This window comes from Shewanella sp. SR44-4, assembly GCF_014163715.1.
Taxonomy (GTDB): Bacteria; Pseudomonadota; Gammaproteobacteria; order Enterobacterales; family Shewanellaceae; genus Shewanella.
This window is the reverse complement of record NZ_JACJDU010000020.1, coordinates 1-21,596: the sequence shown is the minus strand read 5'-3', so window position 1 is coordinate 21,596 and position 21,596 is coordinate 1. Positions and strand designations below refer to the sequence as shown.

16 protein-coding genes are annotated in these 21,596 nt (G+C 40.9%); 6 read left to right on the top strand and 10 right to left on the bottom strand.

What is annotated here, in order from left to right; all coding sequences use genetic code 11:
* Positions 1–2: 2 nt before the first annotated feature.
* Genes H5125_RS11220 through H5125_RS11205 form a run of 4 tightly spaced genes read right to left on the bottom strand, consistent with a single transcriptional unit; the run spans position 3 to position 6,235 of the window.
* Positions 3–1,289 carry an MFS transporter gene (locus H5125_RS11220; protein WP_101088732.1) on the bottom strand — a complete coding sequence of 429 codons (1,287 nt, stop codon included), beginning with the start codon at positions 1,287–1,289 and terminating at the stop codon, positions 3–5.
* Positions 1,286–1,633 (bottom strand): cupin domain-containing protein, encoded by a 348-nt coding sequence (locus H5125_RS11215; RefSeq protein ID WP_162023764.1) that lies wholly within the window; start codon positions 1,631–1,633, stop codon positions 1,286–1,288. The genes H5125_RS11220 and H5125_RS11215 overlap by 4 nt, the downstream gene beginning before the upstream one ends.
* 31 nt (positions 1,634–1,664) lie before the next feature.
* Positions 1,665–3,911 (bottom strand): heparinase II/III family protein, encoded by a 2,247-nt coding sequence (locus H5125_RS11210; protein ID WP_259395447.1) that lies wholly within the window; start codon positions 3,909–3,911, stop codon positions 1,665–1,667.
* Between the two features lie 32 nt (positions 3,912–3,943).
* Positions 3,944–6,235 carry a chondroitinase-B domain-containing protein gene (locus H5125_RS11205; protein WP_182744286.1) on the bottom strand — a complete coding sequence of 764 codons (2,292 nt, stop codon included), beginning with the start codon at positions 6,233–6,235 and terminating at the stop codon, positions 3,944–3,946.
* Between the two features lie 847 nt (positions 6,236–7,082).
* On the opposite strand from H5125_RS11205, the gene H5125_RS11200 reads away from it, so the two are divergent.
* Complete coding sequence (locus H5125_RS11200) at positions 7,083–7,823, top strand: FadR/GntR family transcriptional regulator (RefSeq protein ID WP_101088735.1); 741 nt, start codon at positions 7,083–7,085, stop codon at positions 7,821–7,823.
* Positions 7,824–8,817: 994 nt separating this feature from the next.
* Here the strand turns inward: H5125_RS11200 and H5125_RS11195 are convergent.
* Positions 8,818–9,996 carry a methyltransferase gene (locus tag H5125_RS11195; protein WP_182744285.1) on the bottom strand — a complete coding sequence of 393 codons (1,179 nt, stop codon included), beginning with the start codon at positions 9,994–9,996 and terminating at the stop codon, positions 8,818–8,820.
* A gap of 332 nt (positions 9,997–10,328) precedes the next feature.
* On the opposite strand from H5125_RS11195, the gene H5125_RS11190 reads away from it, so the two are divergent.
* Positions 10,329–10,739 (top strand): hypothetical protein, encoded by a 411-nt coding sequence (locus H5125_RS11190; protein WP_182744284.1) that lies wholly within the window; start codon positions 10,329–10,331, stop codon positions 10,737–10,739.
* 28 nt (positions 10,740–10,767) lie between these two features.
* On the opposite strand, the gene H5125_RS11185 is transcribed toward H5125_RS11190, so the two are convergent.
* Positions 10,768–11,250 (bottom strand): type II secretion system protein, encoded by a 483-nt coding sequence (locus H5125_RS11185; RefSeq protein ID WP_157822845.1) that lies wholly within the window; start codon positions 11,248–11,250, stop codon positions 10,768–10,770.
* Positions 11,251–11,423: 173 nt separating this feature from the next.
* On the opposite strand from H5125_RS11185, the gene H5125_RS11180 reads away from it, so the two are divergent.
* Entirely contained in the window at positions 11,424–13,244 is a 1,821-nt protein-coding gene (locus tag H5125_RS11180) for an ABC transporter transmembrane domain-containing protein (RefSeq protein ID WP_182744283.1), read from the top strand.
* A 239-nt stretch (positions 13,245–13,483) separates the two neighbouring features.
* On the opposite strand, the gene H5125_RS11175 is transcribed toward H5125_RS11180, so the two are convergent.
* Positions 13,484–15,082, bottom strand: a complete 1,599-nt coding sequence (locus H5125_RS11175) for an AMP-binding protein (protein ID WP_162023758.1) — start codon at positions 15,080–15,082, stop codon at positions 13,484–13,486.
* A 459-nt stretch (positions 15,083–15,541) separates the two neighbouring features.
* On the opposite strand from H5125_RS11175, the gene H5125_RS11170 reads away from it, so the two are divergent.
* On the top strand, positions 15,542–18,148 hold the full coding sequence (locus tag H5125_RS11170; protein ID WP_162023757.1) for a TonB-dependent siderophore receptor: 2,607 nt from the start codon (positions 15,542–15,544) through the stop codon (positions 18,146–18,148).
* 122 nt (positions 18,149–18,270) lie between these two features.
* On the opposite strand, the gene H5125_RS11165 is transcribed toward H5125_RS11170, so the two are convergent.
* Positions 18,271–18,804, bottom strand: a complete 534-nt coding sequence (locus H5125_RS11165; RefSeq protein ID WP_101088741.1) for a thioredoxin family protein — start codon at positions 18,802–18,804, stop codon at positions 18,271–18,273.
* A 134-nt stretch (positions 18,805–18,938) separates the two neighbouring features.
* Between H5125_RS11165 and H5125_RS11160 the strand changes: the two genes are divergently transcribed.
* Positions 18,939–19,556, top strand: a complete 618-nt coding sequence (locus tag H5125_RS11160; RefSeq protein ID WP_182744282.1) for a LysE family translocator — start codon at positions 18,939–18,941, stop codon at positions 19,554–19,556.
* Between the two features lie 195 nt (positions 19,557–19,751).
* Here H5125_RS11160 and H5125_RS11155 read toward each other — a convergent pair whose 3' ends face one another.
* Together H5125_RS11155 and H5125_RS11150 are read right to left on the bottom strand one after the other, a co-directional pair.
* Complete coding sequence (locus tag H5125_RS11155) at positions 19,752–20,078, bottom strand: DUF3144 domain-containing protein (protein WP_101088743.1); 327 nt, start codon at positions 20,076–20,078, stop codon at positions 19,752–19,754.
* Positions 20,079–20,149: 71 nt separating this feature from the next.
* The gene (locus H5125_RS11150) at positions 20,150–20,701 is read right to left on the bottom strand and encodes a prepilin-type N-terminal cleavage/methylation domain-containing protein (RefSeq protein ID WP_409085818.1); all 552 of its coding nucleotides are present in this window, start codon (positions 20,699–20,701) and stop codon (positions 20,150–20,152) included.
* A gap of 89 nt (positions 20,702–20,790) precedes the next feature.
* On the opposite strand from H5125_RS11150, the gene ung reads away from it, so the two are divergent.
* Complete coding sequence (gene ung / locus H5125_RS11145) at positions 20,791–21,453, top strand: uracil-DNA glycosylase (protein WP_182744281.1); 663 nt, start codon at positions 20,791–20,793, stop codon at positions 21,451–21,453.
* The last annotated feature ends 143 nt before the right edge of the window (positions 21,454–21,596 follow it).

Genomic DNA, 21,596 nt, shown 5'->3' with positions numbered 1-21,596 from the left:
GGTTATGCCTTCCTTTTTACCGGTTCAATTTTTCCGCCTAACCACAACGAAATTAATGCTAATGGAACTAACGCCGCACCTAAAATAAAGAATGGCGTATAGTCACCGCCTTTGGTCATCATTGGCACTAATTGGATGGTGATAATTACACTTAATACTGCCGATGTACCACTAATACCAGCTAAGGTTCCGACAGTTTTACCGGAGAAGTAATCACTTGGTAATGTTTGAACGTTGCCAATAGCTGTTTGAAAACCAAATAAGATAAGTGCTATAAGGCCCATTGCCATCCAAGGCGTTGCAGCAAGAGATGTCAGTAACAGTGCTGGCAGCATAACCATACAACCTAAGACAATTGCACTACGACGGGCTTTATTCACCGACCAGCCTCGGCTCATCAAGTGGCCACTAAACCAGCCACCAAATAATGCTCCGATGGCAGCTCCGACATAAGGTAACCAAGCAAATGCGCCAATTTGTTTAACATCAAAGCCAAATTTTTCGTTTAAATACAATGGTAGCCAAGCAACAAATAACCACCAGATAGGGTCGATAAAGAAACGTGCTGCAATCACTCCCCAAGTTTGGCGGTGGCGTAATAACTGTCCCATAGTGGGCACGTATTCTTTGTCCTGTTGTTTTTCTGAAGTGCATCGTTGTCCGGTTAAGATATGTTGGCGTTCTTCTTCAGTGATCCACGGGTGTGAGTCTGGTGATGATTTATAAACAATCAACCAAGGTAAAATCCAAAGAATACCCAAACTACCAATGACGATAAAGGTTGCCTGCCATCCTAAAAAGGCATACAAAAAAGCAATTAATGGTGGGGCGATAATCGAACCTAAAGACGCTCCAGCATTGAAGATGCCTTGTGCTAGGGCGCGTTCTTTAATCGGAAACCATTCTGCATTCGCTTTGGTTGCGCCAGGCCAGTTACCCGCTTCACCTAGCCCGAGCATAGCTCTAAAAATAGCAAATGAGGTAACGCTTGCTGCAACAGCATGGAGGGCGATTGAGACCGACCACACTACAATGGATAGTAAAAAACCTAGGCGCGTGCCAATAGCATCAAATATCTTACCAAATAGAGACTGACCAATTGCGTATGAGATCATGAACACGGTAATAATGTTGGCATAATCACTTTTATCTAAACCTAAATCTTCTGCAATGCCTGGCCACATAATGGCAAGGGCAGATCGGTCGATGTAGTTAATGACAGTAGCGAGTGCCACTAAGCTGACAACAAGCCAACGTAGGTGCTTCAATTTAAGGGGGACTTTTTTCATGCTAAACCCTCAACAAAGTCTTCTCTAGCCGGGCTAAAGGTATCAATTAAAATGCCACCAGTTGGGCAAACTGCACCATGGTCTACATGAGGTGGCACAAAGAAGCTGTCTCCAGCCGTTAGCACCTTAATCACGCCATCGACATTGACATGAAACTCACCTTCTACCACATAAGATACTTGTGAATGGCGATGAGCATGCACATAGCCTTCTGCTCCCTTATCAAACCAAATCTTTACTGCCATGAGTTCATGATTAAATCCAAGCATTTGGCGCTTTAACCCTCCGCCAATATCTTCGATTTCTGTTTGTTCCCCAAATGAAAAATGTTCACTTTGCTGCATGGTGTTTATTCCTTTTTATTTTAATTTTGTGTTACTTGAATTCTTTAATGTCTAATAATTCGGCGCGTCCGCTAAATGGGTATTGCACCCCATTGACGCTAATGACACTTTGAGTTTCTTGAGTCACAGCGATATCTGCGTGGTTGATTGCTAATAGATATTGTTGTCCATCGGTAAAGCGTATTTGCACCGCTTCTAGATCAGCTTGTTGATGATGAATCAGCTCAGCAATACTGCTGGTGGCTTCTAAGGTGTATTCTTTTGATGGGTTGTACTCGCCGTGTGGCTCCATCACGCTGATATAAGTATGATTAGTAGCATTCACTCGGTGAATGAACGACTGCTGTTGGCGTAAGTTCATATCCGGATCGTTGGCACCCAATTGGGTGAATAACATTTGCTCGTCAGTGGCGTTGTTAAAGTTAGTATTAACTAACGTGCTAAGGGTATAAAAATGGCCGTTATCATTTAACCAAGTGACTTTAGCCAGTTTATTAGCGGCTTTGTCTTTGGCTAGGTTAGCAGTTGCTAACAACCATAGATGTTGATAACCATTTTCGGTACCCAAAGCAGACAATTGAGTCAAGGATGCCTGTCTGTCAAAGTTGGTATCGATTAATTGCCCTTGATAATGCACGGGTAAGTCGTATTGATGTGGCTTGTTAGCTGTAACACGCATTATATCGATGCCAATTACCGCATCACGTTGCTTGACGTTGACTAAGGCGAGAGTGCGCTTAAATGCGACATCATCATAAGCGGTATCGATAGAAGCCGACGCGATGGTGAGGTCTTGCTTTGCTGAGTAGAAGTGTAATGTAGGGTTATTTTTGTTAGCCGCTTTAAGCTTGCCATTAAAATGACTTTTCTCGTCAACAATTAAAGTGTTATGGGCAATGGTTTGTTTAGCCCATGATTCATTTTCAGGTAAATAACGGCCACCAAATTTTGCCTCAACATTTAGAAAACGTGCAGCGCCATAATCGGATACGATTTCATTACCAGCATCGTAAAACTGCCAGGTTAACTTATCAAAATGGCCATGACCTAAACCTTGCGCAGTCGCTTTAAATACAATGGCTTGGTCGGTTGCTTTACCTTGACGCATAACCACTAATGCACCGTCATCACCTTGTTGGCCATCACGGAATAATGTCGAAACGAATGGAAAGGGCTGTTGTAGTTTATTGTCTAACCCTTGTGCAACTTTAAGCCCATCACCCGTTAATAAAATATTGTGTTGTTGCTGTGCAATATCTAATAAACGTGGATCGCCGTTGAGACCATAAGCAATGGCGACGCCGTTGACGAGTTCAATAGTGTCGATGCCTTTGCTTTTAATCGCATCGTTAAGGGGAAAAAACAGCTGGTTATAACTGAGTTCAACTGTGCTGGTAATGGCTTTAAGTAAAATACCGTCACGGTATTGAAAAATCTTACGCTGCGGTTCGTTTTGCTCAATAGCTTTAGCAAACGTCACAAATGGCATTAATGCATAACGTTGATAATATGGCCCTTCATTGTAATAACCGTCTGGTGAAAACAATTCGTCCAACTGACGCATAAAACCGCCTTTTTTGGCGAGATTTAAGTCGTATAAAGCACGTTCAACCCAAAGTGGCTTATCGAGTACATATCCGCTCATGCCAACCGCAGCAGTGGCCCAAGTGCCGTGGTTATGAACTTTATTAAAGGTGTGCGGCGATTGTTCTGACAAAAAGAGTGCAGCAGGTATTATTGCACCCGTTTCGATGGTATTACGTTCTGCAGGTGTTAACGCATCATAGATAAAGTCGTACGCCTGAATGGTGTGTACCAACCAAACTGCTTCATTGAGTCCTTGCCAGAAAAGTTTACCTTCATTGTTACTTTTACGCATAGGGTGCAAAGGTAGCGTTGGGTAAAGTGTGGCATATTGCAACAGCATGTCTTTAACGTATTCGGCATATTTTTTATCGCCAGTCAGCTGATAAATAATGCCCGTGTCATACATTTGTTGGTAATTACTTTTATGTTTTTCGTGGGTATAACCACCACCGGCATCTTTGGGTACTGGTACTTCAATTGGCTGAACCAGTCCTTTATCGACACTATTCTGTGTGGCATTGAAAGCATTTTGAAATGTCCCAGGTAGAGTGATGGCCTGTTTCATTGCGGCCACATCTTGCTGGTTGATGACTAAGTTTGGATGTTGCGCAGCCATAACGGGTAATGAAATAACGCACGTCATTGACGCCAATAGCGCTATTTTTCCTGCCTGCTTAATGACACGCGTCATCGGGCTTACGCCTGCGGTTATATTGAAGTTATTCATAATTTTTGCACTTTATTATTGTTGATATCTGCAGTGTGTTTACCTATTGCAACTAACTCCGTTACTTGTGGGCTAGGTGTATTAGTAAACTGATTATGCGTAATGCGGGTTTGTGGTTCACCGACGGTGTGAACAACAATAATAGCGGAACTGTCGTTAAATTTATTGTGCTCTATTTGGCTCATTTGAACCCCATGTAACTTCAGTGACGCGCCTGTTTTATTGCGCTTACCTTGACCGACTTTAATGAACACATTGTTGGTTACCGATACATGGGGACCAAAGGTACTCTCATCCGTTCCACCGCGGTATACCGAGGCAATAGCACCTTCAATATCGTCAAACTGGTTATTGTCCAATATGAGGTATTCGGTGTTATAAATTCCTAGGTCGTCGGTTTCTTTGTCGAGGCGAAATAAATCCCCGCTAATATGGCGGAACTGGCTATTGCTGACATTAATACTATCTGCAAAGGCGCGACTGCCCGAATCGAAAAAGTGAAATGAATGATTCACATTGAGTTGCTCAACAATGCTGTTTGTCATTTCAAAACGATAATTCGTTAACATGCCCCACTTGCGGGTTCTTACCACGCTATTACCGGCAGCGTCAGGGCTATTTAAACCCGTAATGACTAGACCATCGAGTTGCAAACTACCATTGTCTTGAATTTCAAATAGACTAGGGCGTTCAAAGCTGATTATTGCTTGGTGAGCATTAGCGGCTTTAAAGCTTAACGTTTTGTTGATCGCCAGTATTCTGCTGATGTTATATTTGCCATCACTGAGTAATAAAATATCGCCTGGTTGAGCTCGTTCAACTGCGCTTGCTAATTCATCGTCACTGTCGCTAACCTTGATGGTGTTGCCAGATTGAAATGCGACAGTAGGCTCTGCTTTTGGATACCAAGATGTGCCGGTATCTTGCTTTAATGTAGGGGTCAGTTTTTTACTGGCACCATATGCTGCAAAATTTTCATCACTTGGGTATAACAAGCCATTAGCAGCGCGTTTCATGGTGATATCTTGTGAACGAATACCTTTAGCCATGAATGGGCTTAACGTTTTGGTCGCAAAATTACTCAGGTTGTCGTTAAAGCTAAGTCCGCTAATATCATCGTATAAAGTAAATGGCGCGGTTGGGCTAATAAACAGATTGTGGTTTAATTTACTGTCTAGTGGCACTGCTGAACGTTCGCTGTCACTGCCCGCGGCCAGCTCAATATGGTCAAGATTAATAAAGCTGTTGTTATTAACATTGGCGTTAACCACCTGATGATAGCGATTAATTGATGAATTTGGCACGCCATTCATAATAGTAAAACCACTGCCAAATCGATTGCCGGTTAAGCCTTCTAGATAGTTGTTAGTAATGGTTTGATCGCGGTTAATCACGCGGACCCCGCCGGTATGTTCAACGCCATTACCCAAAAACACATTACTATCGATAATATTACCGTTACCGTGCCTTAAGGTTAATGTGCCTCTTGATTCATAAAATACGTTATTTTGAATACGGTTTTTACCCGATTTGACTGAAATAATTTCGACTTCGCCATCGCAGCGATCAAAATAATTATTTTCAACCACGGTAAAAGAATCCGTTAGTGAGTAATGGCTGGTGCCAATTCTGAGGGTTTCGCCACCATTAGAGCCTAAGATTGGGCGAGGACCAAAATAGTTATGATCAATTCGGTGATGGTTTTGCTGGCTGTTCTCACTATCTAAACGCACAGCAACAGTTACGCCAACATTGCGTTTACCAACAAAGTGGTTGTGATCAAGTCGGTTATTTTGTCCATATAAGCTGACCCAATAATCAGACTCTTGGCGATCTAGATTGCTGTAGTTATCGATAACCACTTCGGTTACTCGTGAGTGATTGGCTAACTGAGTTTTACTTTTACGAAAAGCAATAACTTCATTACTTGGCGTAGAGCCATTTTTAAATACTAGCCCCGATACCTGTAAATATTCACCAGCCAGTTTAAGGTTCGATTGGCCAGACAGGATCACTTTACCTTTAGTTTCGGCAGTTAATTCAATAGGCGCATTGGCGGTGCCTGTCGCCATAAACAACACTTCAAAATTTTGCCATGTACCATTTTTTAAAATGATTTTATCGCCAGGCTCAACCAGCTTTAGTGCTTTTTTGTACTCAGCTTGGGTAGTCACTAAGCGATCTTTTGCCTGCACATAGATTGATGGGGTGCAAAGCATTAATAAGACTAACAACTGCGTGAATAACCAATGCCTTGACGATGACGTATTGTTATTTGAATGATTCATCTAGTCTCTCGTTTAATACTGTTAAAATGATATCCCCATGGCTACATTAAGTAGTTATCAAGGGGGAAAGGATCAAAATTACTTTTTCACCTTAGAATTCGTTAGCGCCATAACGTGAATAATCAGCAACTGTGGTGTTGTTTTCACGGGGAATTATTTTGAGTTTACCCAACCTGTTCAGGGCTTTGAAACATCGTGACCAATAATCTGCCACTGTAACGTTAGCCAACAAATTGAGGTCGTCCACTGTCATGCGCATCGTGATAAGAGCTGTCTGGAAATGGTAAGTTATTTGGCTGGGTGTCACTCTCACGGTATTGCTAAGTAAGCGTAACCGTAATTAAGCGTAGCCTAGTCCAATTACCTAGCATTTAAGAGACTGTGACGTGCTGTTTTTGTATTGACTCGTTTGTCTCTGTTGCACGTTCATGATTGCTTAATAGAGATATTAGTGCCGCGTCGTAAATTGCTGATCTTGATTGCGACTTTAGTCCTGTTAATCTCAAAGTATTGCTTGTCTTAATAAATTTCACGTTAACCTCCCCAGATTAGTTGATTTCCTTTTCTTTACGTACACACACAAAGTTTAAATTATTCTGTTAATGGATTATTTGTGCTTGAATAGAAAATAACCAATCATTAAGATTATGTCAATAAATTGTTTTACCAATTACTATGATTTTACATTTTTAGTCTATTACCAATATTTTTAAAGGTATGACAATGTGCTATTATTTCTATATTGAGATTAACATAACATGTAATTTAGTTGTTTGCTGCTAAGGTATTAACCGATAATATGTCAGCATTAACCAGTAAATTGGTTTTACTTTTCGAAGGAAGGTATATGAAAAACCGTCGTTTATTTTGGCGAATAGTCGATACGATTGAAGCCGCTATCGCCAGTGGCGAGTATCCGGTAGGCAGTCGTTTACCCCCAGAGCGTGAGCTTGCTGAAAAGTTTGAAGTAAGCAGGCCAACCATTCGTGAAGCTATTATTGCACTAGAAGTGCGTGAAAAAGTGGAAGTAAAAACGGGTTCTGGCGTGTACGTGGTTGACCATCAGCAAAAACCGGTAGCGGTGAATAATGTTAACGCATTTGAATTAACCCAAGCACGTGCTTTAGTTGAAGGTGAAATAGCTGCTTTAGCAGCAAAAACCATTACTGCAGAAGAACTTGAAAAACTCCATGACACATTAGTAATGATGAAAGATATGCAAAATGTCGAAGAGGCAGACGAGCTGTTTCATCAGATCATCGCATATTCTACTCGTAACGGCGCGTTGATAAATTTGTTTGAAAACATGTGGGCACTGCGTTCATCAAGTAATGAAATCATTGAAGATTATAATATTGTTTGTAGCACAGATAATAATAAAACCTTAGCAGAGCATACCGCAATTTATCAGGCATTATCACTGCACGATGCCGCTGAGGCTCGTTTAGCAATGCATAAGCATTTTAATCGCTTAATCAATGTATTGTTTGATAAATTAGAACAGCAGGCATTAGAAGAAGTACGCCGCAAAAATAGTGCTAATCGCGACTTGTATTCAATTGAGAGTTTAGTAAAAACAAAAGGTTAATTGCTTTTAAAGCGGATTAGCTCATTGCTATAAAATTAACGTGCCGACACTTAAGTGTTAGCGCGTTTTTTATGGTTTTTTATGAGTAATGTTATGAGGGATGTTGACCATAATATCGGTAACGATGACTTCATGATTTCAACTGCCAGCTTGAGATAACAAGCAATTTAGTTAACGCCATCAATAATCCTATCCCCAATGCAATGATGTGTCGCATTTTCAGCGGCCACTTTAGCTATTTTGTTACGTGACTTGTTTCTTGCGCTAATGGAGTTGCAACATTCCACATAAATGGCGACCAATTAAAGCAACTTGTTTAGGGGCCGCTGATCTTCATGGTCAACTTACAAAGAAAAGAGGCTGTTAAATTGGTCTTTCAAAAAACATAAAAAACCACTATTAACTTTAATATTATTGCAGAAAATTAGCTTGATTGTTTATTGCAGCGGCTATTCTGCCTAGGGAAATATGATTGAGTTCTATTGTTAACGCCATTTATACCCAGTTTGGTAATGTTATTAGAGGCGTATTTTATGCTTTCGTGTTAACCAATTATGTTTTCTTGGTAATGCCTGATGTGGATTGTTAAGGCACAGATTGGCGTTCGTCATAAGGTCATTGTGTCTATTTATCATTGTGTTCATTTATCATAGAGGCTATTGATGCCTCGTTATTGCCAACGAGTGCTCAAATCAATGCGGCATATAGTTATTTATTCAAGGGATATACACATCTAAAAGCGATTTGCTTTTAGTCACAACAAACCAGATCTGTATCGCCGTTTACACTGATGAATGTTCAGTGGTTATTGGTGTCCGTTAATGTGAGTGTTCGAGATAAACAAGGTGTAGCGAGTTGCAAATACATACGAGTGAAGGGCTGCACATAAATTGTGTCGGCCCTCGCTCGTTACTATCAATATTGGTTTAGTTTTATATGCAGGGCCATGCAGGGCCATTTAGGGGAACATGACCTTGGTGCCTCATTCATGGCATTATTTTATCGCTTGTAAAATGACAAACTTACCATTAGAGGCTACCGTGGTGCAGTTTTTAAAAATACGGTTTATTTTAACGTGGTAGGCTAAATGTCGATTACCAACGATATGTAATAAACCGCCTTTTTTTAGGCGCTTATGTGCATCAACAAACATTTGCCAAGCGATATGGTCGGTAATGGCTTCACCTTGATGAAACGGAGGGTTACATATCACTAAATCTGGTTCAACATCAGCTGGTAAATTACTCAGGCAATCGTCCCAATGGAAAAAAGCTTGTGACGTTTGTTCAGTTTGAGGATCTTGGGATTGAAGATCTTGAGATGGAGTATCTAGCGCGTTCGCTTGCCAATTATGCTTTGCCGAGGCGATGGCCATATCAGAATCATCCACAAAGTGGATTTGCGCATTGGGATAACATTGCTTGGCGTGTAATCCTAAAATACCGTTACCACAGCCTAAGTCTATAATGTGGTTGAATTCACCTTTGGGCATGTTGTCGAGCATAATCCTTGCGCCAATATCGAGCTTATTGGCAGCAAATACATTCGCAAGGTTACTGATAGTGAGTTTTAGCTCATCGACATTCCAATTCACGGCTTTTGCTAATGGTCGTTTTTTACCATCGCTAATACAGCTAATTACTCGTGTTTTTTTCCACGCTAAACTGGCGGATGCGGGACCTAGATTTTTTTCAATACTGGCCAATAATGCTGGATTGATTGACTTGGCTTTAGCACCAATCAGTATTTGGGTTCCCGCAGGAAGCACCGTTGATAAACGCGCAAGCTGCTGGCCAAAGTAGTGTAGATTTTTTGGTAACTTCATCAGCACTAATTGAATATCTTGTGGCAGCGTTTCGCGGCTATTTAGCCAATGTATGTTGGTTGGTGCGAGTTTGTTGTGTAATAAATTTTGCTTATAACCTAATAAGCTGGTTTTAGCATCCGTTTCGACAAGCAATTCACTGTGTGGATGTTGCATGGTTAATGCACACGTGAGTGCCCCAAAGTTGTCATTAAGAATGGCGGTTGTGGTTGCTGTTATTTCGGTGTCGATTAAGTACTTTACTAGGTGTTCATCAGCGGCATCCCATGCTTGTAAGTTTGATGCTTGTTGGCTTGGATAACGAAAAAGCTCAAGCTCTATACCTGAACAAGCAAATTGGGTTGTCATAACGGTGTTACCTAATAAAAAAGAATATCGATAAAATAGCCCGATATTATCTCAGATATCACTTACCAGCGCGAGGCTTAGGCTTAAACAAGTTGATAAGGGGAATTTTGTGGAGTGGCGCTAGTTTTATTGAATATCAAAGTTTCTCTGTTTAACTCGTGTTAAACGACATGTTGAATGTAGGATACAGAACAAGATGATATTGATTGTTAACTTTGAAACTAAAACCTAATATCACGAACATGATTGTACTGCAGAGATGATTGCTATTAATTGTACGGTTCAGTAACATCAATATATTGACTTAAAATAATGGTTTTCAAGGGATATTGATGAAAGGTGCTGGTGGAACGTCAGGTGGAATGGGTCAGTTCTTTATTGGGCTAGTGATGATGTGCGGTGGCTTTTATATGCTATTAAATGCCATTAAAGTGACAAGCTCATTTGGCTTTAGCAACCATTTATATCAGCTGGGCGGCTTTGGGCTTACCAGTGGAATGGTGATGATACCCTTTATGTTTGGTGTTGGACTGATGTTTTATAATGGCAGAAACATACTTGGGTGGTTACTGACATTTGGCTCATTAGTGGCATTGATTTTTGGCGTGATAAGCTCGATTAATTTTAGATTTTCTTACATGAGTGCATTTGATTTAATCGTTATATTGGTACTTTGTGTGGGGGGGATAGGGTTGTTTTTACGTTCGCTAAAAGCGATTGAAAAACGTTACCCTGAGTCTTAATGTTATGGTTTTTTAAACCCATTGATGTCTAACATCCGCTTGTTTGAACATCTATAACAGGTCGTGCGGTGGCTGATGTTACTTGCCTGTAACGTAAATAACATGCAGCAACGCCCGCATCCTCTTTAATGACACCATGCCAATATACCCATGCAGTTATAGGCAATGTACTTTTGCGTTGTTGCCAATCACCTTCGGGAATATTCATTAGCATTGCAATACCAGCGGCTGTTCCATCGGGATAGCCATAAGCTAAGTTAACATTGACCCCATCAATATTAAGCGTCGTAGTCGCAAGTCTTTCTACACCAGCAATAGCGGCTTTTGAATAGGTTAACGTTGCAGCTGATTGCATTGCTGTTTCCATTCCTACCATGGTAGATACAATTGCATCTTTGCGTAAGCTAATGAATTTACTGCTCGCGACAACGGCCAATAAGGCCAAAATAATAATCACAACAACCAACTCTATTAATGTAAAACCGTGCGATGGTCTTACATTATTTCTCATACTATTTCTCATACTATTTCTCATCTTATTGCTCATGCTATTTTTCATGTTATTTTTTAGTCGATACTAGCATCATTTTTTCGGCGGTCGTAATCCTGCCGTGCCGGCGCCTTATTGTTAAGGCATCTACAATGTTGTGTTTTATTGGTACTATCAGAATATCTTAGTTATATATGCTGGTTAATACTGTGACGAATCCAACGACGACTTCAACTGAGTCAATATCTTCTGCTAAACCTCCTTTAAAACATTCTGTTCTACCTTGGATTTTACAATTTCTGTCTCCTTATCGTATGAAAGTAGTGGCGGCGATTGTATTTCTGTTTATTGGATCGCTGGCATGGTTATCGCTTGGCCAAGGTGTTCGGTTAATGGTCGATGAAGGATTTATTGCCGATAATGCAGGGCGATTGAATGAGATCATGTTGTTTATTATTGCTATTACAGCAATCAGTGGAACTGCGGTTTTCTGTCGTTTTTATCTGATGACTTGGCTTGGCGAGCGGGTCAGTGCGGATATTCGGTTACAGGTTTACAATCATTTATTATCGTTATCGCCAGCTTTTTTTGCGACTCAGCGTACCGGTGAGGTTATTTCACGTTTTACGGCAGACAGTACCTTGTTACAAAGCGTTGTCGGTTCAAGTTTATCTATGGCGTTGCGTTCAAGTGTGACCGTGATTGGTGGCATCGTTATGATGGCGTTTACCAGTGTTAAGTTGACAGCATTAGTGTTGTTAGCCGTTCCTTTGGTATTAGGCCCGGTGATCTTTTTTGGCCGAAAAGTCAGAACCTTGTCGCGTAAAAGTCAAGATAGGGTAGGCGATCTTGGTGCTTATATTGATGAAACCTTACATGAAATTCATACCGTGCAAGCGTATACCCACGAGGCTAAAGACCGCCAGCTATTTGCTGACAGAGTCGAGGCGGTAATGGATGTGGCTAAAGGCCGTATTATGTATCGTGCGCTGCTTATTTCAACGGTAATGTTTTTAAGCATTGCAGCAATTGCTTTTGTTACATGGATTGGGGCGCAAGATGTGATGTCTGGCAGTATCACCGGTGGTGAGCTGTCTGCATTTATGTTTTATGCCGTGATGGTTGCAGGTGCTGTAGCGACCATCAGTGAAGTGTTTAGCGAAATACAACGCGCCTCTGGTGCGGCTGAACGTTTAGTTGAATTAGTCAAAACGCCCGTTGATATACCTCAGCAAGTTGTACCAAATAAGTTATTGTTGCCTGTTAATGGCTTGCTCAGTTTTGATAATGTGTGCTTTGCTTATCCATCTGATCTGGGTCAAGACGTGATCCGCCAATTGTCGATGGACATTGCACCGGGAGAGCGAGTCGCGTTAGTGGGCCCAAGCGGAGCAGGCAAAAGCACCTTATTTGAACTGATGATGCGTTTTTACCAGCCTAAACAGGGGCGGATATTATTAGATGGTATTGATATTTCGACGCTGTCGTTGGCAGATTTACGCCAACAGTATGCTCTTGTGCCGCAAGAGTCGGTGATTTTTGCCATGAACGTACTCGATAATGTGCGCTATGGTCGCTTAGATGCTAGCGATGAAGAGGTGAAGCAGGCTTGCATTGCGGCTAAAGCGGATGAGTTTATTCGCGAATTTACTGATGGTTATTCGACTTATTTAGGTGAACGTGGCGTACGTTTGTCGGGTGGGCAAAAGCAACGTATTGCAATCGCAAGAGCGATTCTTGCTGACAGACCAATATTACTACTTGATGAAGCGACGAGTGCGTTAGACGCGATAAGCGAAATCAAAGTAAAACAGGCCCTCGATTCACTTATGGCCAAACGTACCACTGTGATTATTGCCCATCGTTTAGCTACCGTGATCAATGCAGACCGGATTTTCGTGATAGATAAAGGACAACTTATTGCCAGTGGTACTCACAACGAATTAATGGCAAGTAATGAGCTATATCGCGAATTTGCTAGTTTACAGTTATTGATGGATAACGAGCCGTCATAATGGTTACTGCTTGGTGCGGTGAGCGTGTCGTTGAGAAATAAAAAAAGATGCCGAAGCATCTTTTTTATTTTCGAATCAATTAACTGTTTCAAATGATGTTAATCGCAGTTTGATAAGCAGTTATTGTTCTGCATTGAGGTTAGTTGCATAGCGTTTTAAGCAAGATAATATCTACTCTACTAGCGCAGTTTTTTTCTTGCTTGTGAAGCTCTTACTTACGTAGCTCTTATAACGTAGCTCTATTTACGTAGTTCTCGACGCAAAATTTTCCCTACAGCACTTTTCGGTAATTGTTCAGTAAACTCAATAATGCGTGGCACTTTATACGCAGTCAGTTGGCTGCGGCAGTAATCATTAATCGCCTGTTTGACGGCCTCGATATCCGCTGGCGGCTGTTTTAATACAATCACGGCTTTTACTGCTTCGCCAGAACGTTCATCTTCAACCCCGACGACAGCACACTCTAAAACTAACTCATTAGTTGAAAGTACGTCTTCAACTTCATTAGGATAGACGTTAAAACCAGAAACAATAATCATGTCTTTTTTACGATCGACAATGGTGTGATAACCATCTTCGCTGGCAATGCCAATATCGCCAGTTTTAAAGAATCCGTCTTTTGTCATGACGTTAGCGGTTTCTTCTGGTTTATTCCAATACCCTTGCATAACTTGCGGACCGCGCACGGCAAGTTCACCAGCTTGACCGATAGCCACTTCATTATCATCCATATCGAGCACATGAACTTCAGTGCCCAATACCGGTTTACCAATAGTACCAAGGCGTTGATACCCTGGTGCGTTAAGGCTGACAACAGGAGATGTTTCAGACAAGCCATAGCCTTCTGAAATCATACATTGGGTGGTTTGTTGCCATAAGTTAGCTGCTGCACTCGTTAATGCGGTACCACCCGAAATGGTTATTTTCATTTTACTGAAATCTAAGGCTTTAAATTCCGGCTGATGACATAAGCCAACAAATAGAGTGTTTAAACCCGCAAACCCAGTAAATGGATAGGCTTTCATGGTATTGATTAGCCCTGCAATATCACGAGGATTAGGAATTAATACTGAGCAACTACCTGACTCAAAATACAGCACCAAATTAACCATAAATGCATAGATATGGTAAATCGGTAATGGCGCGACAAATACATCATGTCCTTCGGTCATGGTGCTAGCAATTCGTGATTTTACTTGACCAGAATTAGCCAAAAGGTTGCCATGATTGAGCATAGCGCCTTTTGATAAACCGGTTGTGCCGCCAGTGTATTGCAGAGCAATTAAATCATCATGGTTAGGTTTTATTGACTGATAAGGATGCTTAGCACCTTCAACGAGCACAGAGGTAAATGCCACTTTGTTAAAAGGGGTTTCTGGTTGAGGTTGCGGTTGAATAAGATCCATTGCGTGGGTCGAAATCACCAACTCTACTGTTGTTTTGTCGATCACGTTAGTTAATGTGGGTAATAAATCCGACAATACGACTAAGGCTTTTGCCCCTGAGTCGTTAAATTGGTGAATGAGTTCACGCTCGGTGTACATCGGATTGGTATTGACTAGCACCATACCGGCTCGAATTACCCCATAAGCCGCAATCACAAACTGAGTAATATTAGGCAATTGTATCGCTACTCTGTCGCCAGGTTGCAATGAAGTGCTGTGTTGCAAATAACTGGCAAAATGGCGCGAGCCTTGTTCTATTTCACGAAAACTAGTGCTTTTCCCAAGACATGCATATGCAATATTGTCTGCATACTTGTCACAAGCTTTTTCGATCAAATCAACTATGGATGTGTATTGGTGTAAATCAAGTACTGAATCTGCATCATAAGCCATGCATACCACCTTAGATATTTTTGGTTATTATTATAAATCAAACGTCCGTTTAGATTATTTTTACTAACCTACACGGGTCAATATCAATTGGCAAAGGTTCACTGAAATTGAATCAATATTAGATTACTCGTTTAATACATCACCATCAAAACACGATTTTTTGTGTAAACTAATGGTTACACTTGTGTTTTGTGTTGATTTAGTTAAAAAAGTTTACTTCTAGTAAATAATTCGATATGTGATCTATATCACTAAAAATCAACTGCTTAGAGTATTTTTTTGTAAATTGCTATTTAGCGCTTACTTATTTATCCCAAAAAGTGTTAGCAATTGTTTTTCAATTGTTATAAAAATGTAGTTGAGATAGGGAGTATTTCGATAGGGATAGACGTGTTTTTCATTCATTTTGTGAGAAACATCGTCGACAAACAACAATAATAAGCAGTTGAGAACATAATAATGATGCAATCAAAAAAATCTAAATTTGGTATCAGCTCTTTGAGCTTAGCCATTTCATTTGCACTTGCCGGATCTGTAGTTAGCACTCAAGCATTCGCAGCCGATGAAGAAGTTGCAAAGAAAGAAAACGTTGAAAAAATCGCAGTCGTGGGTTCTCGTGCGGCACCTCGTTCAATTGGTGACTCACCAGTTCCAATTGATATCATCAGCAGTGATGATTTAAAGAAAAACGGTTCGACCGACATGATCGACATGTTAGTGACATCAGTGCCTTCTTTTAACTCTCGTGCACAACCGATTAGTGATGCAGCAACGCTAGTTCGTCCGGTTAACTTACGTGGTTTACCGTCTGACAGTACGCTTATTTTGGTTAACGGTAAACGCCGTCATCGTGCGTCAGTTATTGCTTTCCAAGGTGGTGGCATTAACGATGGTGCACAAGGTCCAGATATATCTGTTATTCCTGGTGTGGCATTAAAGCAAGTTGAAGTATTACGTGACGGAGCGGCTGCTCAGTATGGTTCGGATGCGATTGCTGGTGTAATGAACTTCGTATTAAAAGATGCTTCTGAAGGTGGTTCTATCACTGTCAGCCAAGGTGAATACTACGAAGGTGACGGCGCAGCAACCACAATTGACGGTAACATTGGTTTACCTTTGACTGATGATGGCTTTGTTAACATCAGTGCACAATATAAAACGGCAGATGCGACTAGCCGCAGTGTACAGCGTCCAGATGCAGCAGCTATCGCTGATGCGGGTAATACCTCAATTCTTAATCCAGCACAAACTTGGGGTAACCCTGAGATCAATGATGATTTTACTGTATTCGTAAACTCCGGTTTTGATATTAACGACAATACCCATTTGTATGCGTTCGGTAACGTGTCATCACGTGAAGCAACTGGTGGTTTCTATTATCGTAACCCGCATAACCGCGGTAACGTTTATTCTGTAGATGGCGGCGAAAGTTTATTAGTCGGGGATGTTGGTTTGGCTACCGATGGGGTAGCAACATGTAACAACATGAATGTCCCTATTCCTAAAATAGATATCGATGGTGATGGCATTCCAGATCAAGACGGAAACGTGTTGGGTACTGACGCTTATCAAGCAATGGTTGCCGATCCTAACTGTTTCTCTATGAACCAAATTCGTCCAGGCGGATATACACCTCAGTTCACCGGTAAAATTGAAGATATGTCTTTCTTCGCTGGTGTAAAAGGCGAGTCTGGCGAGTGGATGTATGATGTGAGCGCTGGTACGGGTAGTAACAAAGCCAGCTTTGGTTTAAAGAACTCATTAAACCCATCAATGGGTTTAGATACACCAACTGACTTTGATACTGGTTCATACGAGCAAGTAGAAACAACTTTTAATGCTGATTTTAGTCGATTCGTTACTATTGGTAGCTTAGAAGACATTAGCTTTGCTACTGGTTTTGAATGGCGTGAAGAGTCATTTGAGATTGGTCAAGGTGATGAAGCTTCATGGATTGCAGGTCCTTATGCTGATCAAGGCTTCAACATTGGCTCACACGGCTTTAAAGGTTTTGGTCCAGAATCAGCCGGTAAAAATGACCGAAGCAACATTGGTGTTTATACCGATATTGAAGCGTATTTAACCGAAGACTTATTATTAGGCTTTGCACTTCGTTATGAAAATTTCTCTACTTTTGGCGACACATTAAACTACAAGTTAACAGCGCAGTATGTTGCAACCGATGAATTATCATTCCGTGCATCGCACAGTACCGGTTTCCGTGCGCCAACCGTTGGTCAAGAAAACGTAGTTAACACTCAAACATCGATTGTTAACGGTGACTTGATTCAAACCTTCATTGCTCCACCAACAAACCCATTAGCGGCTTTCTATGGTGGTGAAGTACTTAATCCTGAAGAGTCTGTTAGCTATGCAGCAGGTTTTGTATACCAATATGATAACTTGTTCTTAACTGTTGATTACTACAACATTGAAGTAACTGGTCGTATTGCACAATCTAGCCAAATTTCGGTTGAAGCTAGTGACTACGATGCATTACGTGCCGCTGGTGTTGAGTTCCCTGAGTTGATTTCTGCGGTAACCTTCTACACTAATGATTTTGACACAACGACTCAAGGTGTTGATGTTGTAGCGTCTTATACTACAGAAATGTTATCAGGTGATGCGAAATTCAGTTTAGCCTACGGTTGGACTGATACCAGTGTTGATAAATATGACCCTGAAACAACTGATGCAGGTAAAGTTCGTCGTTTAGAAGATGGTATTCCTGCACACCGTGCAACCCTTACTTGGGGCCAAAGCTGGGATGATTTAAGCATGTCAGTTCGTGGTAATATGTTTGGTGAGTACTACGCTACACACGCTGATGATACTTCTGATTGGGGTTCTGAGGTGGCAGATGCTGCTGTGACTATCGATCTTGAAGTGAGCTATGCGGTACTTGATAACTTAACGGTATCAGTTGGCGCAAACAATATCTTCGATCAAGAAGCGCAGAAGCTAAAAGATGGCACTCTGGGTGAATTAGGTGCTGTGTACTACGAAAGTGGTCCATTTGATTACAACGGTGGTTTCTACTACGGCCGTGTTAATTATCGCTTCTAAGCGTTAGCGACATTCAAAAAACCAATCAAAAACTAAAAAGACTGCTTCGGCAGTCTTTTTTATTGAGAGCATTTTTTAAGAATTTTTCTTGAAGACTAAATATTTTTTGAAGATTAAGTATTTTATTTGACGACTAAAGCTAATGCTCGATACACATCGTCGATAATCAGCGCTTTGGGCAACTCAATGCCTTCTGGGTAAGACGGGGCATAGATTTTATTAAACGGCGTGCCAGCAACTGCCTGTTGCCCCATATACTGTTCAATGACGGTATCGGCTTGAGTCCAATTACCTTGCATGAGAATAATGTGTGGTTGGTTTAATTTATTTACGACTTGTTCGCGATGAAGTACGTTGGCTTTATTTGTTTGGCAGGGAACACACCAGTCGGCTGTAATATCAACAAACACAATATTACCTTGTTTAACATAGGCGGCAATTTTTTCAGGTTCAAGTGGTTGCCAATTCAATGTTTGATATGCTTGATAGTTTTCACCTTTATTAACAAATGCAATGATACCCGCAAAACAGATCCCCATCAAAATGAGCATGACTATCACTAAGGTCGGAATCGATTTACCTTTTATTTTAGCCCAAATCAATATTACTACGGCAATAAAAATAACCAAGAGTAATATCAGCATTAATGTCGTCATAGGTTTCCTCTGTAAATACGTTATTATACTCATCCATATAAGTGACGATACATTAACAACGCATACTTAACTGGTTGTTAAAATGTATTTTTGCAAAATATTAATAACTGGATAGTTGCAAATAAAGGAGTGTTATGACGTTAAGTGCTTGGCTGGGATTATTAGCGATATGCTGTTTGGGTGCCATGTCTCCAGGCCCGAGTTTAGCCATGGTAGTGAGGCATACACTCAGTGGTGGAAGATTACACGGCATAGTATGTGCTTGGGCGCATTCAATTGGTATCGGTGTGTATGCGCTGGTGACTCTATTGGGTTTGGCTGCAATATTAAAAGCATCACCATTAATGTTTAATGCCATTGCGATAATCGGAGCAATTTACTTAGCTTGGATGGGTATTCAAGCGCTTGGTTCCAAAGGCGGGATGCAGCAAAAATTAGCCGCTGGGGAAGCCACTAGTTTATGGATTGCAGCTCGTGATGGACTCGCTATTTCAGTGCTTAACCCTAAAATATTATTATTTTTTCTAGCCTTATTTAGTCAGTTTGTCTTGGCAGCACAAACGACCACTGGCCAAGCATTGATTGTATTTACCCCGCTAATTATTGATGGCTTGTGGTATACCGTTATTGCATTCGTGTTATCACATTCTGCTGTATTACCTAAGTTACGAGCAAAGGCAAAACTGATTGATAGGCTCTCAGGTATTGTATTGATTTTGCTTTCTATTAGGGTTATTTACACGTTGTTATAGTACTGGCATCTACTCGGTTAACAGTGATTAATTATGTTGGTTATGCATAGGTTTATTTGTTAAAGCGAACAGCGACAATAGTATGCGGTGAGCGGGGAGTGTTAAATGTGCTTTATTTTAAAAAGTAATCCCCACCAGATGTGCGGTAGGGATTATTGATTAACGGCTAATTATCAGTGACGTTGTTAGCGAATGCTAGGCACCTTTGAACATTTGTACGCTATCATCGCTTTTCTGCTCTTGTTGCGGTGCTGCTACAGGAGGATTAGCAATATGATCTTCTAAGTTTTCTTTTAACATGGCTTTAAATTCATCAGAAAACCAAGCTAATGCATGATCTTTTTCAGCGGCAAGATCAGCTGATTTAATTGAGGCTTCGAACGCATTAAAGCGTGCTGAAGCAAATCTCATTGCCGTACCCACTTTACCAATATCATTTTCTTGTTGGCTTAGTTGATTGGCTAGGGCAATAAATTGGTCAGCTATTTGATACATTGTTAATTCTGTTTTGGCTTCAGACATCAGATCCACTTTTTTGTGAGTTAATTTTCCATTGAGTGTAACGTCTTTATTGGAAAATATCAGGTAAAAAATTAGCTATTGGGATCTGAATCTACCAAGACTTGGCCGTTACGTGAGTCATAATATATCGACATAAGTGATAGCAAGTTGTAGTTATATCGGCATTGATCTGGATTGATATATTCGGCTTGGTAATCAGATGAACCTTTATCGGTACTGATAGAAACGCTTGGACCATCCATCAACAGAGTCGGCCAGACGGAAAGGCAGTCATTAACATTATTCAGTCTTGGAGAGGCTTCGTAAGGTGGATAATTTTGCGCAGGATAGCCCCATTGGTTCATATCCAGTTCGCCATCGGTTCCAGCTTGACTGAAAATTGCTAAATTATCTGCTGGGCCTGAATACCCCATCGCGGCCCATTTTAAATGAGCCAAGGTTATTGCTGAAGAAAATGCCCCGCCAGTTGCTTTTACACTGGCTATTTTAGCGTCTTGGCCTAAATCGATGAACTTAGGCAAAGCGATAATTGCGATGATCCCAAGTATGATAATAACAACGACAAGTTCAATAAGGGTAAAACCGTTATTAGCAGTGCTTTTGTTATTATGTAATGGCATCATATTATTCATAAGGGTGATTAATCTGTTAATAGTAAACCAAAGACTAAGCAGTTCACAAATTTGTCGTTTTCATTTAAGGAATACATCGAATGACTTCCCATTGGCAAGAGCTGTTTGAGCAACAACAATCGCAGGCATATTATCAACATTTGCAACACTTTATAGCCTCACAAAGAGCCGATAATCAAACCGTTTATCCGCCTGATGATGAAGTATTCGCGGCTTTTGATTTAACACCGCTGTCAGAGGTTAAAGTCGTGATACTGGGGCAAGACCCTTACCATGGACCTAATCAAGCTCATGGGCTTTCTTTTTCGGTTAAAAATGGCATTAAACCGCCACCATCACTAGCGAATATCTATAAAGAATTAACCAATGATATTGAAGGCTTTGTGACTCCCGAACATGGCAATTTAACCTCTTGGGCTAAGCAAGGCGTTTTATTATTGAATACGGTATTAACGGTAGAGCAGGGGTTGGCTCATTCACATGCTAAATCTGGCTGGGAGACATTTACTAATAATGTATTGCAGCGATTAAACCAACAATCTTCGCCGATTATATTTGTGTGTTGGGGAAATCATGCTATCAAGAAAGGCCGTCTGATTACGGCTGCGCATCACCATGTATTGAACGGCCCACATCCATCGCCATTATCTGCTTACCGAGGTTTTTTTGGTTGCGGTCACTTTTCAAGTATTAATCAATTATTAATTGAACAAGGCAATCCAGCCATAAATTGGCAAGTTTGATCATAAAAAAAGGTGTGAATTGAGTATTCACACCTTTTTATGCATCATCATCAACAATGAATTCATGATTGATTGTGGTAGTTACTAACTAAATGTTACTAACTAATTGTTACTCACTACTGTTAATTACTATTAACTGCTGC

Bases quoted from the DNA above. Each gene is read 5' to 3' on its own strand.
- H5125_RS11220 (WP_101088732.1), bottom strand. From the start codon at position 1,289: ATGAAAAAAGTCCCCCTTAAATTGAAGCACCTACGTTGGCTTGTTGTC.
- H5125_RS11215 (WP_162023764.1), bottom strand. From the start codon at position 1,633: ATGCAGCAAAGTGAACATTTTTCATTTGGGGAACAAACAGAAATCGAA.
- H5125_RS11210 (WP_259395447.1), bottom strand. From the start codon at position 3,911: ATGACGCGTGTCATTAAGCAGGCAGGAAAAATAGCGCTATTGGCGTCA.
- H5125_RS11205 (WP_182744286.1), bottom strand. From the start codon at position 6,235: ATGAATCATTCAAATAACAATACGTCATCGTCAAGGCATTGGTTATTC.
- H5125_RS11200 (WP_101088735.1), top strand. From the start codon at position 7,083: ATGAAAAACCGTCGTTTATTTTGGCGAATAGTCGATACGATTGAAGCC.
- H5125_RS11195 (WP_182744285.1), bottom strand. From the start codon at position 9,996: ATGACAACCCAATTTGCTTGTTCAGGTATAGAGCTTGAGCTTTTTCGT.
- H5125_RS11190 (WP_182744284.1), top strand. From the start codon at position 10,329: ATGAAAGGTGCTGGTGGAACGTCAGGTGGAATGGGTCAGTTCTTTATT.
- H5125_RS11185 (WP_157822845.1), bottom strand. From the start codon at position 11,250: ATGAGAAATAATGTAAGACCATCGCACGGTTTTACATTAATAGAGTTG.
- H5125_RS11180 (WP_182744283.1), top strand. From the start codon at position 11,424: ATGCTGGTTAATACTGTGACGAATCCAACGACGACTTCAACTGAGTCA.
- H5125_RS11175 (WP_162023758.1), bottom strand. From the start codon at position 15,082: ATGGCTTATGATGCAGATTCAGTACTTGATTTACACCAATACACATCC.
- H5125_RS11170 (WP_162023757.1), top strand. From the start codon at position 15,542: ATGATGCAATCAAAAAAATCTAAATTTGGTATCAGCTCTTTGAGCTTA.
- H5125_RS11165 (WP_101088741.1), bottom strand. From the start codon at position 18,804: ATGACGACATTAATGCTGATATTACTCTTGGTTATTTTTATTGCCGTA.
- H5125_RS11160 (WP_182744282.1), top strand. From the start codon at position 18,939: ATGACGTTAAGTGCTTGGCTGGGATTATTAGCGATATGCTGTTTGGGT.
- H5125_RS11155 (WP_101088743.1), bottom strand. From the start codon at position 20,078: ATGTCTGAAGCCAAAACAGAATTAACAATGTATCAAATAGCTGACCAA.
- H5125_RS11150 (WP_409085818.1), bottom strand. From the start codon at position 20,701: ATGATGCCATTACATAATAACAAAAGCACTGCTAATAACGGTTTTACC.
- ung (WP_182744281.1), top strand. From the start codon at position 20,791: ATGACTTCCCATTGGCAAGAGCTGTTTGAGCAACAACAATCGCAGGCA.